Genomic DNA, 22,885 nt, shown 5'->3' on the forward strand with positions numbered 1-22,885 from the left:
ATCCATGCGCTCGGTCAAATCGTGCGGCGGATTGCCCCCTTTTACCGACCGGACGCATCGGGCATGAGGCATGGTATGCGTCCCGACCGGCTCAACCCCCTGTTCGCCGCCGCCGACAGCCTGAAAGGCGTCGGCGCCGGGCTGGCGCGCCCGCTGGAAAAGCTGGGGCTGACCCGGATCAGGGACTTCGCCTATCACCTGCCCGACCGGTTCGTGCAGCGCCGCGCGGTGGAAAACCTGGACGAGGCGAGCGTGGGCGAAAACGTGGTCGTGGCGCTGACCCCGGTTGAGCATCGCGCCTCGTCCGGGCGCGGGCCGTTCCGGGTGGTGGCGACTGACAGCGCGGGCAATGTCTGCACGCTGACCTATTTCGGGCGCGCGTCCTACACCGCGAAGAAGCAGCTGCCGCTGGGCGAGCCGCGCTGGGTGGCCGGCCGGCTCGACCAGTATGGCCAGATGCTCCAGATCGTGCACCCGGATCACGTGACTGACAGCAGCGGCGCGGCGCTGGGACAACTGGTTGAGCCAATCTATCCGCTGTCCGAAGGGCTGACCCAGGGCCGCATGGGCGCGCTGGTCCACCAGGCGCTGGAGCATGTCGAGCCTTTGCCCGAATGGATCGAGCCGGCCTTGCTGGACCGGATGCAGTGGCCCGCCTGGCGCGATGCGCTGCTGCTGGCGCACCAGGGCGAACACCCCGCCGCGCGCGACCGGCTGGCCTATGACGAGCTGCTCGCCAACAGCCTGGCCTTGCTGCTGGTCAAGCAGAGCAACCGCAGCCGGGTGGGTACGCCGCTGGTCGGCGATGGATCGCGCCGCGCGCGTCTGCAACTGCCGTTCCCGCTGACCGGCGCGCAGCGCCGCGCGATTGCCGAGATCGAGGGCGACCTGACGCAAAGCGCGCCGATGCTGCGGCTGCTGCAGGGCGATGTCGGATCCGGCAAGACGGTGGTGGCGCTGGAAGCGATGCTGATCGCGGTGGAAGCGGGCGCGCAGGCCGCGCTGCTCGCCCCGACCGAGATCCTCGCCCGGCAGCACTACGAAACGCTGAAGCGCATGGCCGCCGGCACCGGGGTCGAAATCGCCCTGCTGACCGGCCGCGACAAGGGCCGCGCGCGCGAGGCTGTGCTGATGGGGCTGCTCGATGGCAGCATCGACATGGTGATCGGCACCCACGCGATCTTTCAGGATACGGTGACTTACAAGCACCTGGCCTTGGTGGTGATCGACGAACAGCACCGCTTCGGAGTGGGTCAGCGCCTGCTGCTGACCCAGAAGGGCCGCCGCACGCCGCATTGCCTGGCGATGACCGCCACCCCGATCCCGCGTACGCTGACCTTGGCGCAGTATGGCGAAATGGACGTCAGCAAGCTGGACGAGATGCCGCCGGGCCGCCAACCGATCGACACTCGCGTGGTCGCGGTGGAGCGGGTCGAGGATGTGATCGGCGCGATTGCCCGGCACATCGAAACCGGGCAGCAGGTCTATTGGGTCTGCCCGATGGTGCGCGAACAGGAATCCGCGGATCTGGCTGCGGCCGAAGCGCGCTTTGCCGAACTGCGCGAACGCTTTGGTGACCGGGTGGTGCTGGTCCACGGGCAATTGCGGCCTGAGGTCAAGGACGCGGCGATGGAACGCTTTGCGCGCGGCGAGGCGGCGCTTCTGGTGGCGACCACGGTGATCGAAGTCGGCGTGGATGTGCCCAATGCCACCCTGATGGTGATCGAGCAGGCCGAACGCTTCGGCTTGGCGCAATTGCACCAGCTGCGCGGCCGGGTGGGGCGGGGGGCGGCCAAGAGCACCTGCCTGCTGCTGCGCGGGGCCATGCTGTCGGAAACCGCGCGCGAGCGGCTGGCCCTGATGCGCGAAACGCAGGACGGCTTCCGCCTGGCCGAGGAGGACCTGCGCCTGCGCGGCGGGGGGGAACTGCTGGGCACGCGGCAATCGGGCGATACGCCGTTCCGCGTGGCGCAGCTGGACCAGCTCCAGCGCCTGTTGCCGGTCGCCCATGATGACGCGCGCCTGCTGGTGGAGCGCGACGGCGGGCTGACCGGCGAACGCGGCGAGGCCGCGCGGCTGCTGCTCTATCTGTTCGAACGCGACTGGGGCGTGCAGCTGCTGCGCGGCGGCTGAACGCTCAGGCTGGCGCGTCCTTCCAGGCGTAGAGCAGCCGCCCCGGACCCAGCCTGGTCAGCAATGGCAGCAGATCGGCCTGCGATACGGCAAAGCAACCCTGGCTGCGTCCGATCCGGCCCTGCGCCTGCGCCATGGCGGGCGAGACATAGTCCGCCGCGTGGATCACGATGTTGCGGGCCAGCGCGGCGTTGTTTTCCGCATCCAGCCCGATCAGCCGGCGCGAGCGGCCGTGCTTGCCGATATAGGCGTCGCTGGTCAGGTAGGCCCCCCGGCTCGACGCTTCGCTGCCGTGGCGGTTGGAAAACCGCTCGGGCCAGCCGACATTGGCCGGGTCCGAGCCGCGACCGTGCGAGACCAGCATGGTGTCGATCACCCGCCCGCCGGCCACATCGACCAGTTGCATGCGGGGCAGGCGGGAATGGGCGGCAAAGTTAACGATGCCGATCACGTCTCGGTTGGCGATGCGGGCGGCGTGATGGTCAAGCGCAGCCAGGGCCTGCGGCAGCAGGGCCGGAGCCTCGCCGCAGTTCGGCGCCGCGAAAACGCGCGGTGCGGCGACGAGGCCGGCAGTGCTTGCAACCATCGCGCCGAGCATCTGGCGCCGGTTGATTGTCATAAAGGGGCAAATCCCGAAGTTCTTTGCTGGTGATTTGGGAAAGCGGTGGCAGATTACAACGGATCAACGGGAGGATCGGATGAAACGTGGCCTGCTTGCGCTGAGTGTCTGGCTGCTGGCCAGTGCGCAGGTGCCGCCGCCTGCGCCGGCGTGGAACGCTGCGGCGCTGGCGCGATTGCGGCACTGGGTGGATGCAGCCCCCGAGGACGCCTTGCCGCGCCCGGATACCGCTGCGCTCGACTGGGCGGCGGCCAGCGGCAATGCCGCCGCGATCGACCAGGCCGCCGATACGCTGGCCTTGCGGCTGGCGCGGATGCACCTGCTCGGCACCGGGGCGCGGACCGGGTGGAAGATCGTGGATAGCGATACGGCGATCGATCTGCCCGCCGTGCTGCGTCAGGCACTGGCCGCCGGCACGCTCGAACCGTTCCTGGCGGGACTGCGCCCGCAGCACCCCGATTACACCGCGCTGCGCGCCGCCTATGCGGTAGAGCGCGATCCGGCGCGGCGGGCGGATCTGGCCCGCAACATGGAACGCTGGCGCTGGATGCCGCACCGGCTGGCGGACGACTATGTGCTGGTCAACGCCGCCAGCTTCGAAGCGCGGCTGTGGCGCGGCGGGCGGCAGGCCGGGGTCTGGCCGGTGATCGTCGGCAAGACCCGCACACCCACGCCGGTGTTTGCGGCCACCATTACCGGCGTCACGCTCAACCCGTGGTGGGATGTGCCGGGCAGTATCGTGCGCGAAAGCGTTGGCGCGCTGATGCGGCGCAGCCCCGCCACGGCGCGGGCGCGCGGCTATGTGTGGAGCGGGGGGCGGATCCGCCAGCGCCCCGGGCCGGGCAATTCACTGGGGCAGATGAAGCTGGTGATGCCGAATCCTTACGGCGTTTACCTGCACGACACGCCAAACCGCGACCTGTTCGGCCGCGAGGTGCGCGCGTTCAGCCACGGCTGTGTGCGGGTGGGCGACGCGCTAGGGCTGGCCGCGGCGGTGCTGGACGGGGTGCGGACCCGGGCACAGATCGACGCGCTGGTGGCGGCGGGCGACACGGTCAGCATCGATGCGGCGCGGTCGATGCCGGTCTACATCACCTATTTCACCGCCGGGCTGCGCGGCGATGGCAGCTTCGCGCATTTCCCGGACATCTATCGCCGCGACGCCAAGGTTCTGGCCCTCGCCCCTGGTGGGGGCGAGGCCTGCGCCATCTGACAATGCTGCGTGAAAAGAGTGAATTGGTCGGGGAAAGAGGATTCGAACCTCCGGCCCCTGCCTCCCGAAGACAGTGCTCTACCAGGCTGAGCTATTCCCCGACCGATCCAGAACCCCCGAAAGGGCTCAAGGCAGGAGCGCGCCTATAGAGAGCGATTCCCGGGGTGGCAAGCGGGCAATCGCATGTTTATCGTTTGAACATGCCTATCCCCGCGAATCCGAACCCTTCCGCCGCCGATCACTGGGAATGGCAGTACCTTCACCTGATGCGCCGCATCTGGGAGCAGGGGGACGAACGGATCGACCGCACCGGGATCGGCACGCGCTCGGTGTTCGGGACCGAGCTGCGGTTTGACCTGTCGGGCGGGGCGATGCCGCTGCTGTCGACCAAACGGGTCTACTGGAAGACCGCGAGCCGCGAATTCCTGTGGTTCCTGACCGGCGATACCAACATCCGCGAGCTGTGCCGCCAGGGCGTGGAAATCTGGACCGACTGGCCGCTCGACCGGTATCGCCGCGAAACCGGCGACCAGATCGAACGGGCGGACTTCTCGAAGCGAATCGCCGAGGATGCCGAATTTGCCGCGCGCTGGGGCGATCTGGGCCCGGTCTATGGCAAGCAATGGGTCAACTGGCCGGTGTTCGAACCGGCGGGCGAAGGACTGTTCCGCCAGCGCGCGCAGGGCATCAACCAGGTCGCCGAGGTGGTGAAGTCGCTGCGCGAAAACCCCGGCAGTCGCCGCCACATCGTCGAAGGGTGGAACGTGGCCGAGCTTGACCGCATGGCCCTGCCGCCCTGCCACAAGAGCTATCAGTTTCACGTCAGCGCCGGAAACCGCCTGTCCTGCGTGCTTTACCAGCGCAGCTGCGACGTGGCGCTGGGGCTGCCGTTCAACCTGTGGGGCGCGGCGCTGTTCACGCGGATGCTGGCACAGCAGTGCGACATGGAACCGGGCGAACTGGTGTGGATGGGGGGCGATACGCACCTTTACCTCAACCATGCTGACCTGGTCGAAGCCCAGCTGGCGCGGGTGCCCAAGGGCAGCGCAACAATGCGGATTATGCGGCGGCCCGAATCGATCTTTGATTACCGGATCGAGGACTTCGAAGTGCCGGACTATGCGCCGCAGGGACATCTTGCGGCGCCGGTCGCGGTTTAGTTGACGATGTAACCAGTTTGAAATAATATGTCGCTCGACTAAAATTTGCTTCCACGGACGCATGGGGCGTCCGGCAAGCGGGAGAGCGCGATCATGGGCCAGGGGCCTGATGCTGGCGGCGATCGGCGCGGCAATCTGCCGCCGCTGTCGCTGCATGTTCCCGAACCGCCGTTCCGGCCGGGCGATCCGGTGGACTATTCGTTCCTCGACATTCCGCCCGCCGGCGCTGCGCCGCGCCCGGACGAGAGCTGCGATCCGCATGAGACCGCGCCGCTGTGCACCGGCATGATCCGTGTGCTGGATGAAGATTACCGCGCGGTCGGGCCGTGGGATCCGCGGCTCGATCCCGAAACGCTGCGGCGAATGCTGCGCGTCATGGCGCTGACCCGCGCGTTCGACGACCGGATGTATCGCGGCCAGCGCCAGGGCAAGACCAGCTTCTACATGAAGTGCACCGGCGAGGAGGCCACCAGCGTCGCGTCCGCCTTTGCACTCGATAACGATGACATGGTGTTTCCCAGCTATCGCCAGCAGGGCATCCTGATCGCGCGCGGCTATCCGATCCAGGAAATGATCAACCAGATCTATTCCAACCGGGCGGACAAGCTGAAGGGCCGCCAGTTGCCGATCATGTATTCCAGCCGCGAACACAACTTCTTCACGATCAGTGGCAACCTGGCGACGCAGTATCCGCAGGCGGTTGGCTGGGCCATGGCCAGCGCGATTCGCGGCGATACCCGCATCGCCAGCGCCTGGATCGGCGAGGGTTCCAGCGCGGAGGGCGATGCCCACGCCGCCTTCACCTTTGCAACGGTGTTCAATGCGCCGGTGGTGCTCAACATCGTCAACAACCAGTGGGCGATTTCCAGCTTTTCGGGCTTCGCCGGGGCCGAGCGGGCAACCTTCGCCAGCCGCGCCACGGGCTATGGCATCGCCGGGCTGCGGGTCGACGGCAACGATGCGCTGGCGGTCTATGCCGCCGCGCGCTGGGCCGCCAACCGCGCCCGGGCGAACAAGGGCCCGACCCTGATCGAACACTTCACCTACCGCGCCGAAGGGCATTCGACCTCGGACGATCCCAGCCAGTACCGCAGCGCGCAGGAGCGCGAGGAATGGCCGCTGGGCGATCCGATCATGCGGCTGAAGCGCCACCTGGTCGCCATGGGTGAATGGTCGGTCGAAGCGCACCGGGCGATGGACGCGGAGCTGGTCGAACAGGTCAAGGCGGCGACCAAGGAAGCCGAAAAGAACGGCGTGCTGGGCCACGGGCTGCACCACCCGTTCCACACGATGTTCGAGGACGTGTTCGAGGAGCTGCCCTGGAACCTGCGCGAGCAGGCCGACCAGGCGATGCGCGAACGCCGGATCAAGTGGCCGGACTGGAAGGAAGCATGAGCGAGCAGCTGGAAGAAGGCCCGGTGACCCTGGCCGAAGCGCCCGTCCGCCGCCTCAACATGATCGAGGCGATCAACGAAGCGCTCGACATCATGATGGAGCGCGACGACACCGTGGTCGCGTTTGGCGAGGACGTCGGCTATTTCGGCGGAGTGTTCCGCGCCACGGCGGGCCTGCAGAAGAAATACGGCAAGGCGCGCGTGTTCGACACGCCGATCAACGAATGCGCGATCATCGGCGCGGCGGTGGGCATGGCCGCCTATGGCCTGCGCCCGGTGCCGGAAATCCAGTTCGCCGACTATATCTATCCGGGCTACGACCAGCTCGTCTCGGAAGCGGCGCGGCTGCGCTATCGTTCGGCCGGGGAATTCACCGCGCCGATCACCGTGCGCTCGCCGTTCGGCGGCGGGATCTTCGGCGGGCAGACCCACAGCCAGAGCCCGGAAGCGCTGTTCACTCACGTTGCCGGGCTGAAAGTGGTGATCCCCAGCACGCCGCATGACGCCAAGGGGCTGTTGATCGCCGCGATCGAGGACAACGATCCGGTGATCTTCTTCGAACCCAAGCGGATCTACAACGGCCCGTTCGGCGGCTATTATGACAAGCCGGTCGAACCCTGGGCCAGGCATCCGGCCTCGGAAGTGCCCGAGGGCTATTACTCGATTCCCTTGGGCAAGGCGAAAGTGGTGCGCGAGGGCGAGGCGCTGACCGTGCTGGCCTATGGCACGATGATTCACGTCGCCAGCGCCGTTTGCGCCGAAAAGGGCGTGGACGCCGAAATCATCGACCTGCGCACGCTGGTCCCGCTGGATATCGAGACTGTGCAGAGGTCGGTGGAAAAGACCGGCAAATGCCTGATCGTCCACGAAGCGACCCGCACCGGTGGCTACGGCGCGGAGCTGAGCGCGCTGGTGCAGGAACACTGCTTCTATCACCTCGAACGGCCGATCGAACGCGTCACCGGGTTCGACACGCCCTATCCCCATAGCCTCGAATGGGCCTATTTCCCCGGCCCGGTCCGCATTGGCGAGGCGATCGACCGCTTGCTGAAAGACTAGGAAATGACCTCGTCATTGCGAGCGTAGCGAAGCAATCCAGGGGCGCGTTACGCCGTCCTGGATTGCTTCGTCGCTACGCTCCTCGCAATGACGAACATGAGGAAACGACATGGGCCGTTACACATTCAACCTCCCCGACATTGGCGAAGGCATTGCCGAGGCCGAGATCGTCGCCTGGCACGTCAAGGTGGGCGACCGGGTCGAGGAAGACGACAAGCTGGCCGACGTCATGACCGACAAGGCCACGGTCGAAATGGAAAGCCCGGTGGCCGGGACCGTGATCGAAGTGGCCGGCGCGGAAGGTGACATGATCGCGATCGGTTCCGCCCTGGTGGTGATCGAGACTGAGGGGGAAGGGGAGGCAGAACCGGCCGCGACGCCGGCAGCGCCGGTTGCCCCCGCGCCGCCGCCTGCGCCCGAACCGCAGCCCGCGCCGGCTCCCAAGCCCGCTCAGCCTGAGCCTGTGGTCGTCCAAGCGCCCGCTCCGCAGGCCAAGGTTCTCGCCAGCCCGGCGGTGCGCGCCCGGGCGAAGGATCTCGGTATCGACCTCGCCCAGGTTCGTGCTGCCGAAGACGGCCGCGTGCGTCACGCCGATCTGGATGCGTTCCTGGCCTATAACGGGGCGTACCGCGCGCCGGGCGGCAGCCGCGCGGACGAAGTGATCAAGGTAATGGGTCTGCGCCGCCGCATTGCCGAGAACATGGCCGCGTCCAAGCGCCACATCCCGCACTTCTCCTATGTCGAGGAATGCGACGTCACCGCGCTGGAAGCGATGCGTGGGCAATTGAACGAAGGCCGCGCTGATCGCCCGCGCCTGACCATGCTGCCGCTGCTGATCGCCGCGATCTGCAAGACCCTGCCGCAGTTCCCGATGCTGAATGCGCGCTATGACGATGAAGCCAACGTGGTCACCCGCTACGGCGCGGTCCATCTCGGCATGGCGACGCAGACGCCCGGCGGGCTGATGGTCCCGGTGATTCGCGACGCGCAGGACCGCAACGTCTGGCAACTGGCGAACGAGATCGCCCGGCTGGCCGAAGCCGCGCGCAATGGCACCGCGAAAAGCGAGGAATTGTCCGGCTCGACCCTGACGATCACGTCACTGGGGCCGCTGGGCGGGGTGGCGACCACTCCGGTGATCAACCGCCCCGAAGTGGCGATCATCGGCCCCAACCGGATCGTCGAACGCCCGATGTTCGTGCCCGATGGCATGGGCGGCGAGCGGATCGAAAAGCGCAAGCTGATGAACGTGTCGATCAGCTGCGATCACCGCGTGGTCGATGGCTGGGATGCGGCCAGCTTCGTCCAGGCGCTGAAGCGCCTGATCGAAACGCCGGTGCTGCTGCTGGATAACTGAACCTAGCGCACGATCCCGCTGTAGGTGATCGAACCCGCGCCGCGTGCGGCATGGCCGGGATCGACGCGCCAGCGCACGTGGGTGACGTCTTCGGGCGTGGCCAGCCGCTGGCCCACGCGCAGCGCGCCCAGCTTGCCCCAGATGCGCCCGCCGTCCACGCTCACTTCCTCGTCGCCATTGGCGCTGCCCTGGAACGCGACCGAGCGGGGCAGGGGATTGGTGACAACGAATCCGCCCTGGCCGCCCATCCGGGTCCAGTTGACCACATAGACCAGCCGGTCCCCCCGGCTGAGTCGCGCCGCCGGCTCCAGCATCCGGCCCGATTGCGGCGCGCCCCGTTCCACGAATACGGCGCTGTCGAGCGCGACCAGCGGATTGGCCACGGCGGGCGCAGCAAACGGTGTGCAGCAGGCAAGAATCGCAAGCGTGCGGCGGATGGTCACAGGTATCGGCCCCCTTGTTCGTCCGCGCGGCCGCGGACTGTGCGCGGCAAGGTGTCGCAAATCCCGGCAAAAGAATGGTTAATGCTGACTTGCGGGCCTTTGGGAATTCGCCCCGGCCGCCCCGGCAAGTGCGGTCGGAAGCGCACTGATGCGGCGCTTGTGAAAACCTTTTTGGCATCTGTGCGAAGGGGTGTTGACACCCCGCGCGCGCTGCCCTAGTGGCGCGTCTCCCAAGTGGCTGCGCGGGTGTAGCTCAGTTGGTTAGAGTGTCGGCCTGTCACGCCGAAGGTCGCGGGTTCGAGCCCCGTCACTCGCGCCACTTGGGAATTTTTCCAACAATTTGAAACACAACCACGTGGCGCTGCCGCGCGGGTGTGGTGTTGTCCCGGCGCCGCCGCACCGGGACCAGCCTCAGAATGCCTTGCTGAACGTCACGTCCTCGCTGCCTGCCGGGATCGACACCATCATCCCGTCCTGCGCCAGCTTGAGCGGGCCGCGGTAAGCCTTGGTCGCATCGCCCAGGAACAGCGGTTCAATCAGCCGCGCGGGCGGGGCGGGGACCAGGTGGTAGAGCACCAGCGCCTTCGCCCCGGCTTCATTGGCGGCGCGCGCGGCGTCTTCGGGGCTGGCGTGATAGCCTTGAATGTCGCCCATGATCTTTGCCGCGTCGCCGCGCCCGCGTTCAGCCAGCTTGGCCCCCAGCGCGGCGATCATGCGCTTGTTCAGCGCTTCGTGCAGCAACAGGTCGGTGTCTTTGGCCGCCTTGACCAGCGCCGGGGCATAGACCGTATCGCCCGAAAGGGTGACCGACCGGCCCTTGTAGTCCACGCGGTAACCGAAGGCAGGCTTGATCGGATCGTGAATCACCCGGATCGCGGTGATCCTGACGCCGCCCTGGTCGTAAACCGTCTGGCTGTCGGTCCCGTCGGGCAGGGCAATCACCTGGGCCGTGCCGCCAAACCCGCCGGGGCGCGCCACTTGCGGGCCGTGGTGGGCAATGCGGAAGCCCTTGTCGATGTCATACAGCTGGGTTTCGGCGGCGATCACCTTGTCGGTGCCATCGGGGCCATAGACCGGCAGCGGCGCGCCGCGCGATCCGCCGATCCACGCCTGGAGCAGCAGTTCGCCCAGTCCGTCGATGTGGTCGGAATGAAGGTGGGTCAGGAACCCGGCCTGGATCCGCTCCATCGGAAAGCCCATCCGCATCAGCTTGCGAATCGAACCCGATCCGGCGTCGAACACGAAGGCCTGCTTGCCCGCCAGCACGCCGATGCACGGTCCGGCGCGCGCCGCATCGGGCATGGGCGAACCGCTGCCGCAAACGTAGACGTTGATGCCGTCAGGCAGGCTGGCGGATTGGTCAACACCCACCGAAGTGTCCAGCGCGCGCTGGAACGCACGTTCAGCCAGCCAGCCGCGCCCCAGCAGCAAAACCGCGCCAATCGCCAGCACCAGTCCGGCCAGCCCCCACAGCAGCTTGCGCTTCATTCAGTTCTCTCCCGCCTTGTTCTTGCGGCGGAAGCTAACCCGGCTTGGGCGTCAGCGCCAGCGTCCCGTTTCCATCCAGATCAGGAAGCGGCGCAGCGGCAGCAGCCAGACCACGCCCAGCACAATATAGACCGGCAATTGCCCCAGCGCGGGCCAATCGGCGATCAGCGGAGCGAGGTAGCGGGCGATCAGCCCGCCATAGACCAGCAGTGCCGCCAGCAGCGCCAGCACGCCCAGCGGGATCCGCACGGTTGGTTCAGTTCGCATCACAGCGGTCCATACAGGCGGGTCGGAGTGACCACAGCGTTGAGCATCATGTCATGGCGTTCCAGCGGCAATTCATCAACCAGCTGGCAATCCCAGGCCAGGCCAATGCGCAAAGTGGCGGGATGATCGGCCAGCCAGCGGTCGTAATGCCCGCCGCCATAACCAATCCGAGCGCCTTCGGCGGTAAAGCCCAGCAGCGGCACGAAAGCCACCTGCGGCTCCAGCAGCGGCGCATCTGCGGCGGGCTGCATCGCCTTGAACGGATCGCGCTCCAGCAGGTCCTCGATGAACGGGTTGGTCCATTCGCGAAAGGCCATCGGCGCCGCGCGGTCCGCGAACCAGGGCAGGGCAATGTGGTGGCCCTGCTCGAAGAACCAGCGGCCATAGTGGCAGGCCGGCGCTTCGCCCGGCATTTCGTGATAGATCGAGATCACCGAGCCCGGCGGGACCAGGCTGACCAGCGCGCCCGGCGGGCGGCGGAACAGCAGGCCCAGCTGCGCGCCGGGAATCGCGGCGACATGGTCGCGTCGGCGCCGAGCCAGATCGCGGCGCAGGCCAGGCTTGTCGGTCATGCGCGCGGCTCCGCGATAAAAGGGAAAAGATCGGGTGACGGGACCACCATGGGCCGTTGCCGGGAAATCCTCTGACGCGTTCACGTCAGGTGGGGACCATATGTGCCGGACCTCTATGCGAAATAGCGGCCCGACCAGGGACAGCCCCCATGGATTTGCTTATAGCCTCAGGGATTTTCATGCGGTTCGTACCGGGCAGTACCCGTCACCGCCTTATCTAGTCGTCTGCGGCTCAGCTCTCAAGGGTGGTGGCGATTTTTTCCAGCCGGGTGGCCAATGCTTCCAGCGCCGGGGCGTGGGCATCGGGGTTGGCCGCCTGCGCTTTGGCACGCGTTTCGTGCAATTCGTCGGCCAGCAACAGCGCGGCGAACAACAGCTGGCGAACCTCGCCCTGGGCGCTGCTGCCCATATCGTCGACTTTGCCCGCGATGATCGCGCCCAGCGCGCGGACGTGGTCTTCCTCGCCCTCGGCGCAGGCCACGGTATAATCGCGTCCGCCGATCCTCAGGGCTACGTTGCTCATCGCGCGGTTACCCCTGTGCCGTTTCGATCAGCAGGTCGAGCTGCTGCAAACCGTCGTTCACCGCTTCGCGCAGCTTGTGGTGGCGCGCTTGCAGCCGCGCCAGGTCGGCCGCGCTGCGGCGGTGGCCAGCCGCATTGCCCGCCGCCGCTTCAAGCCGGGCCAGCGCCGCCTCGATCCGGGCCAGGGCCTGGGTGGTTCGATCCCCGTTCATGACCCTTCGGCTAGCGCAAAGTCCGCGCCGCGCAAAGGGCGGGGCGGGGCTTTTCCCACGATCAGGGTCATTTGTGGCAAAGTCTGTGCCCCCACGCGCTTGACGGGGGGGCATGCCTCCGCAAAGGAACCCCTGCGCCGAATCGCCGCCGCATTTCGGCCTTTTCACGGAGCCTGCCAGACCATGAGCCTTGATCCCGCCCGCCTCGCGCCCATGGCCAATGCCATCCGCGCACTTTCGATGGATGCGGTTCAGGCGGCCAACAGCGGGCATCCCGGCATGCCGATGGGCATGGCCGATGTGGCGACCGTGCTGTTCAGCCAGTTCCTGAAATTCGATCCCGCCGCGCCGAAATGGCCGGATCGTGACCGCTTCGTGCTGTCGGCCGGGCATGGCTCGATGCTGATCTACTCGCTGCTGCACCTCACCGGCTATGACAAGCCGACGATGGATGACATCCGCAATTTCCGCCAGCTGCACTCGGTCTGCGCCGGTCACCCCGAAAATGCCGAGCTGCCGGGTGTGGAATGCACCACGGGTCCGCTGGGGCAGGGGCTGGCGATGGCGGTGGGCATGGCGATTGCCGAACGCCACCTCAACGCGCGCTTCGGCAACGATCTGGTCGATCACAAGACCTGGGTGATCGCTGGCGATGGCTGCCTGATGGAAGGGATCAACCACGAAGCCGTGGGCCTGGCCGGCACGTTCAAACTGGGCGGCCTCAACGTGCTGTGGGACGATAACAATATCACGATCGACGGCGATACTTCGCTTTCGACCTGCGAGGATGTCCTGGCCCGCTACCAGGCCAGCGGCTGGCACACCACCAGCTGCGACGGGCATGACTTTGCCGACATCGCCCGCGCCCTGGCCGAAGCCGAAGCCGATCCGCGCCCCTCGCTGGTCGCCTGCAAGACCGTGATCGGCAAGGGCGCGCCCAACAAGCAGGGCAGCCACAACGTCCACGGCAGCCCGCTGGGCGCCGATGAAGTGGCCGCCACGCGCGCCGCGCTCGGCTGGACCGCCGCGCCGTTCGAAGTGCCGGCCGAGATCCTGGCCGACTGGCGCTCGCTGGGCGCCAGGGGCGACGCCGCTCGCGCCGCATGGGAAGCGCGCCTCGCCGCGTCGTCTGCCAAGGCCGAATTCGAAGCCGGGCAGCAGGGCCTGGCCGGCCGCGCGATTCCGGCGATCGAAGCCTATATCGACGAGCTGCTGGCCAATCCGCAGAAGGTCGCGACCCGCAAGGCGTCGGAAATGGCGCTTGGCCCGCTGACCGAGCAGCTGCCCCAGCTGGTTGGCGGCAGCGCGGACCTTACGGGCTCGAACCTGACCAAGACCAAGGCGACGACCACCTTCAGCGCCGCTGACTATGCCGGACGCCACATCCATTATGGCATCCGCGAATTCGGCATGGCCGCCGCGATGAACGGCATGGCGCTGCACGGCGGCGTGGTGCCCTATGGCGGGACCTTCCTGGTGTTCGCCGACTATTGCCGCAACGCGATCCGCATGTCGGCGCTGCAGCATGCGCAGGTGGTCTATGTCCTGACCCACGATTCGATCGGCCTTGGCGAAGACGGGCCGACCCACCAGCCGGTCGAACATGTGATGACCCTGCGTGCGATCCCGAACCTGCTGGTGTTCCGCCCGGCCGACGTGATCGAAACCGCGGAATGCTGGGCGCTGGCGCTTGAAGCTGAAGGCATGCCCTCGGCCCTCGCGCTGTCGCGCCAGAACCTGCCGCAGCTGCGCACCCAGGGCGGGATGCTCAGCGCCAAGGGCGGCTACCGCCTCAAGGCGGCGGACGGCGCGCGTCAGGTTGTGCTGGTGGCAACCGGCTCGGAAGTCGAAGTGGCCATGGCCACCGCCGCCGCGCTGGAAGCGGACGGGATCGGCGCCGATGTCGTCTCGATGCCCTGCACCGAATTGTTCGATGCACAGGACGCGGCCTACCGCTCCGATGTGCTGCCGGCGGGCGTGCTCAAGGTCTCGATCGAGGCGGGCATCACGCTGGGCTGGCAGAAGTATGTCGGCGATGGCCTGACCATCGGCATCGACAGCTTCGGCGCTTCGGCCCCGGCTGACCAGCTTTACAAGTATTTCGGCCTCACCGCAGAGGCGATTGTTCCCCAAATCAAGGCCAAGCTGGGCCTCTAAGCAGGAGATTTGCACATGGCGATCAAGGTTGCGATCAACGGTTTCGGACGTATCGGACGCAATGTCGCCCGCGCCATCCTGGAGCGGACCGACCATGACATCGAACTGGTCTCGATCAACGATCTGGCTTCGCCCCAGGCGAACGCCATGCTGTTCCAGCGTGACAGCGTCCACGGTCCGTTCAGCGGCTCGGTCGAAGTCGATGGCAACGACCTGGTGATCAACGGCAAGCGCATCCACGTGACTGCCGAGCGCGATCCCGCCAACCTGCCGCACGGCGCGCAGGGCATCGACATCGTGCTGGAATGCACCGGCTTCTTCACTGACCGCGCGTCGTGCGAAAAGCACCTCGCCGCCGGCGCCAAGAAGGTCCTGATCTCGGCCCCGGGCAAGAACGTCGACCTGACGGTCGTGTTCGGCGTCAACCATGACAAGCTCGAAGCGGCGCACACCATCGTCTCGAACGCTTCGTGCACCACCAACTGCCTGGCGCCGTTCGCCAAGGTGCTGAACGATGCCATCGGCATCGAACGCGGCCTGATGACCACGGTTCACGCCTATACCAACGACCAGAAGATTCTTGACCAGATCCACGAAGATCCGCGCCGCGCCCGCGCTGCTGCGATGTCGATGATCCCGACCACCACCGGCGCCGCCCGCGCCGTGGGTGAAGTGCTGCCGGAACTGAAGGGCAAGCTGGACGGCTCGGCCATCCGCGTGCCGACCCCGAACGTCTCGGTCGTCGACCTGACCTTCCAGCCCAAGCGCGACACGACCAAGGAAGAAGTCAACGCGCTGCTCAAGGCCGCGTCGGAAGGCGCGCTCAAGGGCGTGCTGGGCTTCTCGGACGAACCGCTGGTCTCGATCGACTACAACCACTGCCCGAACAGCAGCACCATCGACAGCCTCGAAACCGCGGTAATCGACGGCAAGCTGGTGCGCGTGCTGAGCTGGTACGACAACGAATGGGGCTTCTCCAACCGCATGGTCGACACGGCCGGCGCGATGGGCAAGCTGCTGTAAGGACGGGAAAGATGACGAAGTTCCGCACGCTCGATGATCTCGGAGACCTGACCGGCAAGGTCGCGCTGGTGCGCGTCGACCTGAACCTGCCGATGCAGGACGGGGCAGTGACCGACGATACGCGCGTGCGGGCTTCGGCCCCGACGATTCTCGAACTCAGTCAGAAGGGCGCGAAAGTGCTGCTGCTGGCCCACTTCGGCCGGCCCAAGGGCGAACGCGTTTCGACCATGTCGGTGTCGATGACGCTCGATGCGGTCCAGGCCGTGCTGGGCAAGGAAGTGATGTTCGTCCCCGAAGTGGCGGGCGACGTGGTCAAGCAGGCCGTGGGCATCCTCCAGCCGGGCGACATCGCCATGCTGGAAAACACCCGCTTCTGGAAGGGTGAGGAAAAGAACGACGCGGAACTCGCCAAGGCGATTGCCGCCAATGGCGATATCTACGTCAACGATGCCTTCTCTGCTGCGCACCGCGCGCACGCCAGCACCGAGGGCCTGGCGCACCTGTTGCCGGCCTATGCTGGCCGCTCGATGCAGGCCGAGCTTGAAGCGCTCGACAGGGCGCTTGGCACCCCGGTGAAGCCGGTGGCGGCCGTGGTTGGCGGGGCCAAGGTTTCCTCGAAGCTGGACGTGCTGACCCATCTGGTCACCCAGGTCGATCACCTGATCATCGGTGGCGGCATGGCCAACACGTTCTTGGCTGCGCGCGGCGTGAATGTCGGAAAGTCGTTGTGCGAGCATGACTTGGCGCCGACTGCCGAGAAAATCCTTGAAACGGCGGAGCAGTCCGGCTGCACCGTGCACCTGCCCTACGATGTCGTGGTGGCCAAGGAATTCGCGGCCAATCCCGCGTCTTTGCGCACCTGCAACGTCCATGAAGTGGCGGCGGACGAAATGATCCTCGACGTTGGCCCCCAGGCGGTCGAAGCGCTGGCCGACGTGCTCAAGACCTGCCGCACGCTGGTCTGGAACGGCCCGCTCGGCGCCTTCGAAACCCAGCCGTTCGATCATGCCACGGTCGCGCTCGCGCGCAGCGCCGCCGCCCTGACGGCGGAAGGCGCGCTGATCTCGGTCGCGGGCGGGGGCGATACGGTCGCCGCGCTCAACCATGCTGGTGTGGCGGACGATTTCTCTTATATTTCAACTGCTGGCGGCGCTTTCCTCGAATGGATGGAAGGCAAGGAACTGCCCGGCGTGAAGGCTCTCGAACTCTGATTGGCTAGCAAGGTTGCCATTGGCGGCCTTGCTCGTTATCGGCCTCGATCACATACGTATGCAATGACAGGGACGGACACCATGAACACTGCTGAAATGACCGCCAAGATGGCTGCCGGCAACGGCTTTATCGCCGCGCTCGACCAGTCGGGCGGCTCGACCCCCAAGGCGCTGGCCGGTTACGGGATCGAAGCGGGCGCCTGGTCGAACGACGAGGAAATGTTCGGCCTGATCCACGAAATGCGCGCCCGGATCATCCGTTCGAAGGCGTTCGACGGCAGCAAGGTGATCGGCGCGATCCTGTTCGAGCGCACCATGGAGGGCACGGTCGATGGCGTGCCCACCCCGCAGGCGCTGATCGCCAAGGGCGTGGTGCCTTTCATCAAGATCGACAAGGGCCTGGAAGACGAAGTCAACGGCGTGCAGCTGATGAAGCCGATGCCGGAACTTGACGCGCTGCTGGTCCGTTCGAAGACGCTGGGCGTCTATGGCACCAAGGAACGTTCGGTGATCAATTCGGCCAATGCCGAAGGCATCGCGGCGGTCGTCGCGCAGCAGTTCGAAGTGGGCCGCCAGGTCCTCTCGCACGGCATGATGCCGATGCTGGAGCCGGAAATTAACATCAAGAGCGAAACCCGCGCCGAATGCGACCAGATCATGCTGGCCGAAATCCTCAAGAACCTGGAAAGCATGGACCAGCAGGTCATGCTGAAGCTGTCGCTGCCGGTGGTGCCGGGCACCTTCGATCCGCTGACCAGCCACCCCAAGGTGCTGCGCGTGGTTGCGCTGTCGGGCGGTTACAAGCGCCCCGAAGCCTGCGTGGAACTCAGCAAGAACAAGGGCATCATCGCCAGCTTCAGCCGCGCGCTGCTGGAAGACCTGCGCGCGCAGATGAGCGACGATGAATTCGACGCCTCGCTCGCCGAAGCGATCGACGCGATTTACAAGGGTTCGACCCAGAAGATCTGATCGTCCCCGCGCGATCGTCACTCAAAGGGGCGGTGCCGCAAGGCGCCGCCCCTTTTGCTTGGCCTGGCGCCAGAACGCTTGGCGCGGGCGGGCCGGGGCGATAGGGAGGCTGTCATGTCCGATTGCCAACTCTACCTGATTTCGCCGCTCGACGTTGGCGGCGCTTTCCCCGACCGGCTGGCCCGCGCGCTCGATGCCGGGCCGGTCGCCGCGTTCCAGCTGCGCGTCAAGGACGTCAGCGAGCACGAGGCGGCGCGCCTGGCCGAACCGCTGCAAAAGCTGTGCGCCGCGCGCGACGTGGCGTTCATCGTCAACGATTCGATCAGCCTTGCGAAGCGCCTCGGCGCGGACGGGGTCCATCTGGGCCAGGAGGATGGCGAGGTTGAGGACGCGCGCAAGCGCCTGGGTCGCGACGCGCAGATCGGCGTGACCTGCCACAACAGCCGCCACCTGGCGATGGAAGCGGGCGAGGCGGGGGCGGACTATGTCGCCTTTGGCGCCTTCTTCCCGACCACGACCAAGCAAACCGAACATCGCGCCGAACCGGACCTGCTGACCTGGTGGCAGGACCTCATGGAAATCCCCTGCGTCGCGATTGGCGGGATCACGCGGGAGAATTGCGCGCCGCTGGTCAGGGCCGGGGCGGACTTCCTCGCGGTCTCGGGCGCGGTGTGGAATGGTGACGAGGCGGCGGCAGTGCGCGCCTTGCACACCGCGATCGCCGGGGCATAAGCCGCCCGGCCCTGGTTCACCTGGCCGCGGCATTGTGCGAACAAGTTGCGATCGACCGGGTGAATCAGGGGAGTAACCGATGGGCCGGACCGAACTGACCCTGCGCGGAATCGTGCTGGGCGCCGTGCTGACCGTGCTGTTCACGGCAGCCAACGTCTATCTCGGCCTCAAGATCGGGCTGACCTTCGCCACCTCAATCCCGGCGGCGGTAATTTCGATGGCGGTGCTCAAGGCCTTTTCCGGCACCACCATCCAGGAAAACAACATCGTCCAGACCATCGCCAGTTCGGCGGGGACGCTTTCGGCGATCATCTTTGTCCTGCCGGGGCTGGTGATGATCGGCTGGTGGCAGGGCTTTCCCTACTGGCAGTCGGTCGCGGTGATCGCGGTCGGCGGCATCCTGGGCGTGATGTATTCGGTCCCGCTGCGCCGCGCGCTGGTGACGGGATCGGACCTGCCCTATCCCGAAGGCGTTGCGGCAGCCGAAGTGCTGAAAGTCGGCGCAGGCGTCGGCGGGGCGGAGGAGAACCGCAAGGGCCTCGCCGCGATCGTCCTTGGCACCATGCTGTCGGCTGGCTACACCCTGCTCGCCAAGATGAAGCTGGTGGCCGAGGAGGCCGGCACCGCCGTCAAGCTGGGCAGCGGCGCGACCGCCTTTTCAACCAGTTTCTCGCTGGCGCTGATCGGTGTCGGGCACCTGGTCGGCATGGCAGTGGGCGCGGCGATGCTGGTTGGCCTTGCCGTCGGCTGGCTGGTGCTGCTGCCGCAGTTTACGGTTGGCGGTCCGCCGGCCGGAACCGAACTCGCTGATTTCGTCTCCGCCACGTTCCGCAGCCAGGTTCGCTTTGTCGGCGCGGGCACGATCGGCGTTGCCGCGATCTGGACGCTGCTGAAAATGATCGGGCCAATCTCGCGCGGCATTGCCGGGGCGCTGCGCGCGGCGCAGGTGCGCAAGCAAGGGCAAGGTGATAGCCTGGACATCACCGAACGCGACCTGCCGATTGGGGTGATCGGTGGCTCGATCCTGCTGGCGATGGTCCCCATCGGGCTGCTGCTGCTGGGCTTTGCCCGCGGCGGCCCGATCGAGGCGCACCTTGGCACCACCATCGCCCTGTCGATTGGCTACGTGCTGCTGGCGGGCGTGGTGATCGCTTCGGTCTGCGGTTACATGGCTGGGCTGATCGGGGCATCGAACAGCCCGATTTCCGGAGTTGGCATCCTGGCCAGCCTGGGCATCGCGCTGGTCCTGGCCATGCTGTTCGGCCAGGGCGGCGATCCCGCTGCGACCAGGGCGCTGGTCGCCTTTGCGTTGTTCGTCACGGCCATCGTGTTTGGCGTGGCGACCATTTCCAACGACAACCTCCAGGACCTCAAGACCGGGCAACTGGTCGGCGCGACGCCGTGGAAGCAGCAGGTCGCGCTGGTGCTGGGGGTGGTGTTCGGCGCGCTGGTGATCCCGCCGGTGCTGGGCCTGCTCAACGCCACGTTCGGCTTCCAGGGCGCGCCCGGCGCGGGTGAGAACGCGCTGGCCGCGCCGCAGGCCGCGCTGATCACCGCGATCGCGCAGGGCGTGCTGGGCGGCAACCTTGACTGGAACCTGATCGGCCTTGGCGCGGCCATCGGTGCGGGCGTGATCGCCATTGATGAGGCGCTGCGCCGCTCGGGCCGGGGCAGCCTGCCGCCGCTGGCGGTGGGCATGGGCATCTACCTGCCGATGGGGCTGACCCTGCTGATCCCGCTCGGCGCGATCTGCGGCCACCTGTACGACAAGTGGGCTGCGCGCCAAGCCGACCCGGCCTTTGCCGAACGCATGGGCGTGCTGGCGGCGACCGGGTTGATCGTGGGCGAAAGCCTGTTCGGCGTGGCCTTTGCCGGGATTGCGGCCGCCACCGGCAATGCCGAGGCGCTGGCCGTGGTCGAGGAGAACGCCTGGGCCGCGCCGCTAGGCATGGCGGTGTTCGCGCTGGCGGTGGGCGGGCTCTATGCCCGCACACGGCGAGCGGCGGCCTCGACCTAAGGGCGGTCTACTTGTTGTTGACCACCCGGCGCACGCAGCGCAGCCGTCCGGGCTGCCCATCCGCGCCGATTTCGCGCAGGAAATTGGCGGACAGGCGGGTGAAATTGTGTCCCTGGCGGGGGCCGCTGGTGAACACCACCCGATCGCCGGTCAGCAGATAGGTGCCGCGCACGCCTTCAGCGGTATAGCTGGACGAATTGATCACGGTGAAATCGCGGTGCGGTTGGCGCAGCCCGGCCGGTCCCGTGGCATCGCCGGGCAATTCGCAGACATAGGTGCCCTGCTGCAAGGTATCGATCGGCCCTCCCGGGGTGGCCAGGGCAGGTCCGGCGGCCAGCACGGCCAGGGCGATGAAGCGCTTTGTCATGGTGGTCCCCTTGCAGGGTGCGCGCTTAGCAGGAACTGAACGCGCGCGCCACAGCGCTTGCCGGATCGGCGCTGAGGCGCTAAGGGCCCGCCTTTCCGATTACGGTCGGCTCTTTCTCAACCTCGAAGGCATCCCCATGGCGAAGATCAGCGGCGTGGACATCCGTCCCGGCAACATCCTGGAATACGAAAAGGGCATCTGGAAGGTCGCCAAGACCCAGCACACCCAGCCGGGCAAGGGCGGCGCCTTCATGCAGGTCGAGATGAAGAACCTGATCGACGGCCGCAAGACCAACGTCCGCTTCCGCAGCGCCGACACGGTCGAAAAGGTCCGGCTCGACACAAAGGACTTCCAGTTCCTTTACGTCGAAGGCGACGACCTGGTGTTCATGGACGTCGAAACCTACGACCAGATCACGCTGCCCAAGGACCTGCTGGGCGGGGCCGACGCCTTCCTGCAGGACGGCATGACCGTGCTGCTCGAAATGTATGACGAACGCCCGATTTCGGTGCAGCTGCCTGAACAGGTCGAAGCCACCATCGTCGAAGCCGACGCCGTGGTGAAGGGGCAGACCGCCTCGTCCAGCTACAAGCCCGCGATCCTCGACAATGGCGTGCGCGTGATGGTGCCGCCGCACATTGAAAGCGGTACGCGCATCGTCGTCGACGTGTACGAACGCACTTACGTCCGCAAGGCTGATTGAGGACCTGACATGGCAGTCCTGTCCGGCTTGATCCGTGTGATGGAAAAGGCCGCCCGCAAGGCGGGTGGCCGCCTGCGCCGCGACTTTGGCGAGGTCGAGCACCTCCAGGTCAGCCGCAAGGGGCCGGCCGACTTCGTGTCGAAGGCCGACCAGCACGCCGAACGCACCCTGTGGGACGAGCTGCGCGCCGCGCGGCCGGACTGGGGCTTTCTGATGGAGGAAGCCGGGGAGATCGAAGGGGCGCCGGGCAAGCCGCGCTTCATTGTCGATCCGCTCGACGGGACCAGCAACTTCCTTCACGGCATCCCGCACTTCGCGATTTCGATCGCGGTGCAGGAACCCAAGCTGGATGGTTCGGGCTGGGGCGAAGTGACCGCCGCGCTGGTTTACCAGCCGGTCACCGACGAAAGCTTCTGGGCCGAAAAGACCCGCGGCGCCTGGCTGCATGACCGCCGCCTGCGCGTGTCCTCGCGACGCCATCTCGATGAAAGCCTGATCGCCACCGGCATCCCCTTTGCCGGGCGCGGCGACAGCGTGGAATGGACACGGATCTATGGGGCTCTGGCCCCCAGCGTGGCGGGCATCCGCCGCTTCGGCGCGGCCTCGCTCGATCTCGCCTGGGTTGCCGCGGGCCGCTACGAAGGCTTCTGGGAAAGCGGCCTGGCGCCGTGGGATACGGCCGCCGGCTGCCTGCTGGTGCGCGAAGCGGGCGGGTTCGTGACCGACTGGCGCGGCATTTCGCAGCCGGTCTGCGATGCCCAGGTGCTGGCCGGCAACGATGCGCTGCATTCGCGCCTGCACAAGGCGCTGGTCGGCGCGCTCAAGAAGTAACCGCCGCCAATCGGCGGGCGCGTTAGCCGAATCTTAGGCATGCCCGGCAATACTTGGCGCACCACCGCCGCATTGCCGAGGCTTGCCGATGTCCGCCCTGCTGCTTGCCCAGACGCTTGCCACGATTGCGCTTCCGGCCGCGCCGTTGCTGGACCTGCCCGATCATGGCTACGAGTTGCCGGCCGCGCCGCCGCGCGTGCCGCCGGCTGAGCGCAGCCGCGACGAGGCGCTGCCCCGGCTCGATCCCGGGCGTTTCCCGGTCGGTTTCGTCCCGCCCTCGAAAAGCTGGGGCGAGGAGGGCGGTCCGGTGCTCGAAGTCGCCGCCCTCGGGGCCGGGCGCAAGGGCACGCCCAAGGTGGTGCACATGTCGCTTGGCTGGGATTTCTGAACCCGGTGCTTGAACACGGCGGACGGGCGGTCTAAGCGGCTCTTCCGC

At 66.9% G+C, this 22,885-nt stretch carries 23 protein-coding genes and 2 tRNA genes; 16 read left to right on the top strand and 9 right to left on the bottom strand.

Translation table 11 applies throughout. From position 1 onward, the window contains the following. Positions 1-75: 75 nt before the first annotated feature. Positions 76-2,133, top strand: coding sequence for an ATP-dependent DNA helicase RecG (recG, locus tag ACE3N9_RS12165; RefSeq protein WP_374284045.1), 2,058 nt, complete (start codon positions 76-78; stop codon positions 2,131-2,133). A 4-nt stretch (positions 2,134-2,137) separates the two neighbouring features. On the opposite strand, the gene ACE3N9_RS12170 is transcribed toward recG, so the two are convergent. Then, positions 2,138-2,752: a murein L,D-transpeptidase catalytic domain family protein gene (locus ACE3N9_RS12170; RefSeq protein WP_374284000.1), complete on the bottom strand. Its 615-nt coding sequence runs from the start codon at positions 2,750-2,752 to the stop codon at positions 2,138-2,140. 79 nt (positions 2,753-2,831) lie between these two features. On the opposite strand from ACE3N9_RS12170, the gene ACE3N9_RS12175 reads away from it, so the two are divergent. Beyond that, on the top strand, positions 2,832-3,965 hold the full coding sequence (locus ACE3N9_RS12175; protein ID WP_374284001.1) for a L,D-transpeptidase family protein: 1,134 nt from the start codon (positions 2,832-2,834) through the stop codon (positions 3,963-3,965). 24 nt (positions 3,966-3,989) lie between these two features. Here the strand turns inward: ACE3N9_RS12175 and ACE3N9_RS12180 are convergent. Continuing rightward, positions 3,990-4,066, bottom strand: a tRNA-Pro gene (locus tag ACE3N9_RS12180). A 99-nt stretch (positions 4,067-4,165) separates the two neighbouring features. Between ACE3N9_RS12180 and thyA the strand changes: the two genes are divergently transcribed. The 4 genes from thyA to ACE3N9_RS12200 all read left to right on the top strand — a co-directional run bounded on the left by thyA (position 4,166) and on the right by ACE3N9_RS12200 (position 8,935). Beyond that, positions 4,166-5,125, top strand: a complete 960-nt coding sequence (gene thyA / locus ACE3N9_RS12185) for a thymidylate synthase (RefSeq protein ID WP_374284002.1) — start codon at positions 4,166-4,168, stop codon at positions 5,123-5,125. 93 nt (positions 5,126-5,218) lie between these two features. Next, positions 5,219-6,520 carry a 3-methyl-2-oxobutanoate dehydrogenase (2-methylpropanoyl-transferring) subunit alpha gene (locus ACE3N9_RS12190; protein WP_374284003.1) on the top strand — a complete coding sequence of 434 codons (1,302 nt, stop codon included), beginning with the start codon at positions 5,219-5,221 and terminating at the stop codon, positions 6,518-6,520. Continuing rightward, positions 6,517-7,578, top strand: a complete 1,062-nt coding sequence (locus ACE3N9_RS12195; RefSeq protein WP_374284004.1) for an alpha-ketoacid dehydrogenase subunit beta — start codon at positions 6,517-6,519, stop codon at positions 7,576-7,578. Before ACE3N9_RS12190 ends, ACE3N9_RS12195 begins: the two co-directional genes overlap by 4 nt. 109 nt (positions 7,579-7,687) lie before the next feature. Further along, positions 7,688-8,935, top strand: a complete 1,248-nt coding sequence (locus tag ACE3N9_RS12200; protein WP_374284005.1) for a dihydrolipoamide acetyltransferase family protein — start codon at positions 7,688-7,690, stop codon at positions 8,933-8,935. A 2-nt stretch (positions 8,936-8,937) separates the two neighbouring features. On the opposite strand, the gene ACE3N9_RS12205 is transcribed toward ACE3N9_RS12200, so the two are convergent. Further along, positions 8,938-9,318 (bottom strand): hypothetical protein, encoded by a 381-nt coding sequence (locus tag ACE3N9_RS12205; protein ID WP_374284006.1) that lies wholly within the window; start codon positions 9,316-9,318, stop codon positions 8,938-8,940. Positions 9,319-9,620: 302 nt separating this feature from the next. On the opposite strand from ACE3N9_RS12205, the gene ACE3N9_RS12210 reads away from it, so the two are divergent. Further along, positions 9,621-9,697 (top strand) — tRNA-Asp (locus ACE3N9_RS12210). A gap of 92 nt (positions 9,698-9,789) precedes the next feature. Here the strand turns inward: ACE3N9_RS12210 and ACE3N9_RS12215 are convergent. The 5 genes from ACE3N9_RS12215 to ACE3N9_RS12235 all read right to left on the bottom strand — a co-directional run bounded on the left by ACE3N9_RS12215 (position 9,790) and on the right by ACE3N9_RS12235 (position 12,439). Further along, complete coding sequence (locus ACE3N9_RS12215; RefSeq protein WP_374284007.1) at positions 9,790-10,866, bottom strand: MBL fold metallo-hydrolase; 1,077 nt, start codon at positions 10,864-10,866, stop codon at positions 9,790-9,792. 51 nt (positions 10,867-10,917) lie between these two features. Further along, positions 10,918-11,133 carry a DUF2842 domain-containing protein gene (locus ACE3N9_RS12220; protein ID WP_374284008.1) on the bottom strand — a complete coding sequence of 72 codons (216 nt, stop codon included), beginning with the start codon at positions 11,131-11,133 and terminating at the stop codon, positions 10,918-10,920. Beyond that, positions 11,133-11,705: a 5-formyltetrahydrofolate cyclo-ligase gene (locus ACE3N9_RS12225; RefSeq protein ID WP_374284009.1), complete on the bottom strand. Its 573-nt coding sequence runs from the start codon at positions 11,703-11,705 to the stop codon at positions 11,133-11,135. The genes ACE3N9_RS12220 and ACE3N9_RS12225 overlap by 1 nt, the downstream gene beginning before the upstream one ends. Positions 11,706-11,937: 232 nt before the next feature. Next, positions 11,938-12,228: a cell division protein ZapA gene (locus ACE3N9_RS12230; RefSeq protein ID WP_374284010.1), complete on the bottom strand. Its 291-nt coding sequence runs from the start codon at positions 12,226-12,228 to the stop codon at positions 11,938-11,940. Positions 12,229-12,235: 7 nt separating this feature from the next. Then, entirely contained in the window at positions 12,236-12,439 is a 204-nt protein-coding gene (locus ACE3N9_RS12235) for a hypothetical protein (protein WP_374284011.1), read from the bottom strand. A gap of 183 nt (positions 12,440-12,622) precedes the next feature. On the opposite strand from ACE3N9_RS12235, the gene tkt reads away from it, so the two are divergent. The 6 genes from tkt to ACE3N9_RS12265 all read left to right on the top strand — a co-directional run bounded on the left by tkt (position 12,623) and on the right by ACE3N9_RS12265 (position 20,548). After that, positions 12,623-14,596 carry a transketolase gene (tkt, locus tag ACE3N9_RS12240; RefSeq protein ID WP_374284012.1) on the top strand — a complete coding sequence of 658 codons (1,974 nt, stop codon included), beginning with the start codon at positions 12,623-12,625 and terminating at the stop codon, positions 14,594-14,596. A gap of 15 nt (positions 14,597-14,611) precedes the next feature. Next, positions 14,612-15,619 (top strand): type I glyceraldehyde-3-phosphate dehydrogenase, encoded by a 1,008-nt coding sequence (gap, locus tag ACE3N9_RS12245; protein ID WP_374284014.1) that lies wholly within the window; start codon positions 14,612-14,614, stop codon positions 15,617-15,619. Positions 15,620-15,630: 11 nt separating this feature from the next. Further along, positions 15,631-16,830 (top strand): phosphoglycerate kinase, encoded by a 1,200-nt coding sequence (gene pgk / locus ACE3N9_RS12250; RefSeq protein ID WP_374284015.1) that lies wholly within the window; start codon positions 15,631-15,633, stop codon positions 16,828-16,830. A gap of 81 nt (positions 16,831-16,911) precedes the next feature. Then, positions 16,912-17,799: a fructose bisphosphate aldolase gene (locus ACE3N9_RS12255; protein ID WP_374284016.1), complete on the top strand. Its 888-nt coding sequence runs from the start codon at positions 16,912-16,914 to the stop codon at positions 17,797-17,799. Positions 17,800-17,913: 114 nt separating this feature from the next. Continuing rightward, positions 17,914-18,531: a thiamine phosphate synthase gene (gene thiE, locus ACE3N9_RS12260; protein ID WP_374284017.1), complete on the top strand. Its 618-nt coding sequence runs from the start codon at positions 17,914-17,916 to the stop codon at positions 18,529-18,531. 79 nt (positions 18,532-18,610) lie between these two features. Then, a complete protein-coding gene (locus ACE3N9_RS12265) occupies positions 18,611-20,548 on the top strand; it encodes an OPT family oligopeptide transporter (protein WP_374284018.1) in 1,938 nt (645 codons plus the stop codon). A gap of 7 nt (positions 20,549-20,555) precedes the next feature. On the opposite strand, the gene ACE3N9_RS12270 is transcribed toward ACE3N9_RS12265, so the two are convergent. Then, a complete protein-coding gene (locus ACE3N9_RS12270; RefSeq protein ID WP_374284019.1) occupies positions 20,556-20,915 on the bottom strand; it encodes a hypothetical protein in 360 nt (119 codons plus the stop codon). Positions 20,916-21,051: 136 nt separating this feature from the next. On the opposite strand from ACE3N9_RS12270, the gene efp reads away from it, so the two are divergent. The 3 genes from efp (at position 21,052) to ACE3N9_RS12285 (ending at position 22,837) form a co-directional block, all read left to right on the top strand. Then, the gene (gene efp, locus ACE3N9_RS12275) at positions 21,052-21,618 is read left to right on the top strand and encodes an elongation factor P (protein WP_374284020.1); all 567 of its coding nucleotides are present in this window, start codon (positions 21,052-21,054) and stop codon (positions 21,616-21,618) included. 9 nt (positions 21,619-21,627) lie between these two features. Further along, complete coding sequence (locus ACE3N9_RS12280) at positions 21,628-22,449, top strand: inositol monophosphatase (RefSeq protein WP_374284021.1); 822 nt, start codon at positions 21,628-21,630, stop codon at positions 22,447-22,449. An 88-nt stretch (positions 22,450-22,537) separates the two neighbouring features. Beyond that, positions 22,538-22,837, top strand: coding sequence for a hypothetical protein (locus tag ACE3N9_RS12285; protein WP_374284022.1), 300 nt, complete (start codon positions 22,538-22,540; stop codon positions 22,835-22,837). The last annotated feature ends 48 nt before the right edge of the window (positions 22,838-22,885 follow it).

This window comes from Novosphingobium sp. (assembly GCF_041905565.1).
Classification (GTDB): Bacteria; Pseudomonadota; Alphaproteobacteria; order Sphingomonadales; family Sphingomonadaceae; genus Novosphingobium.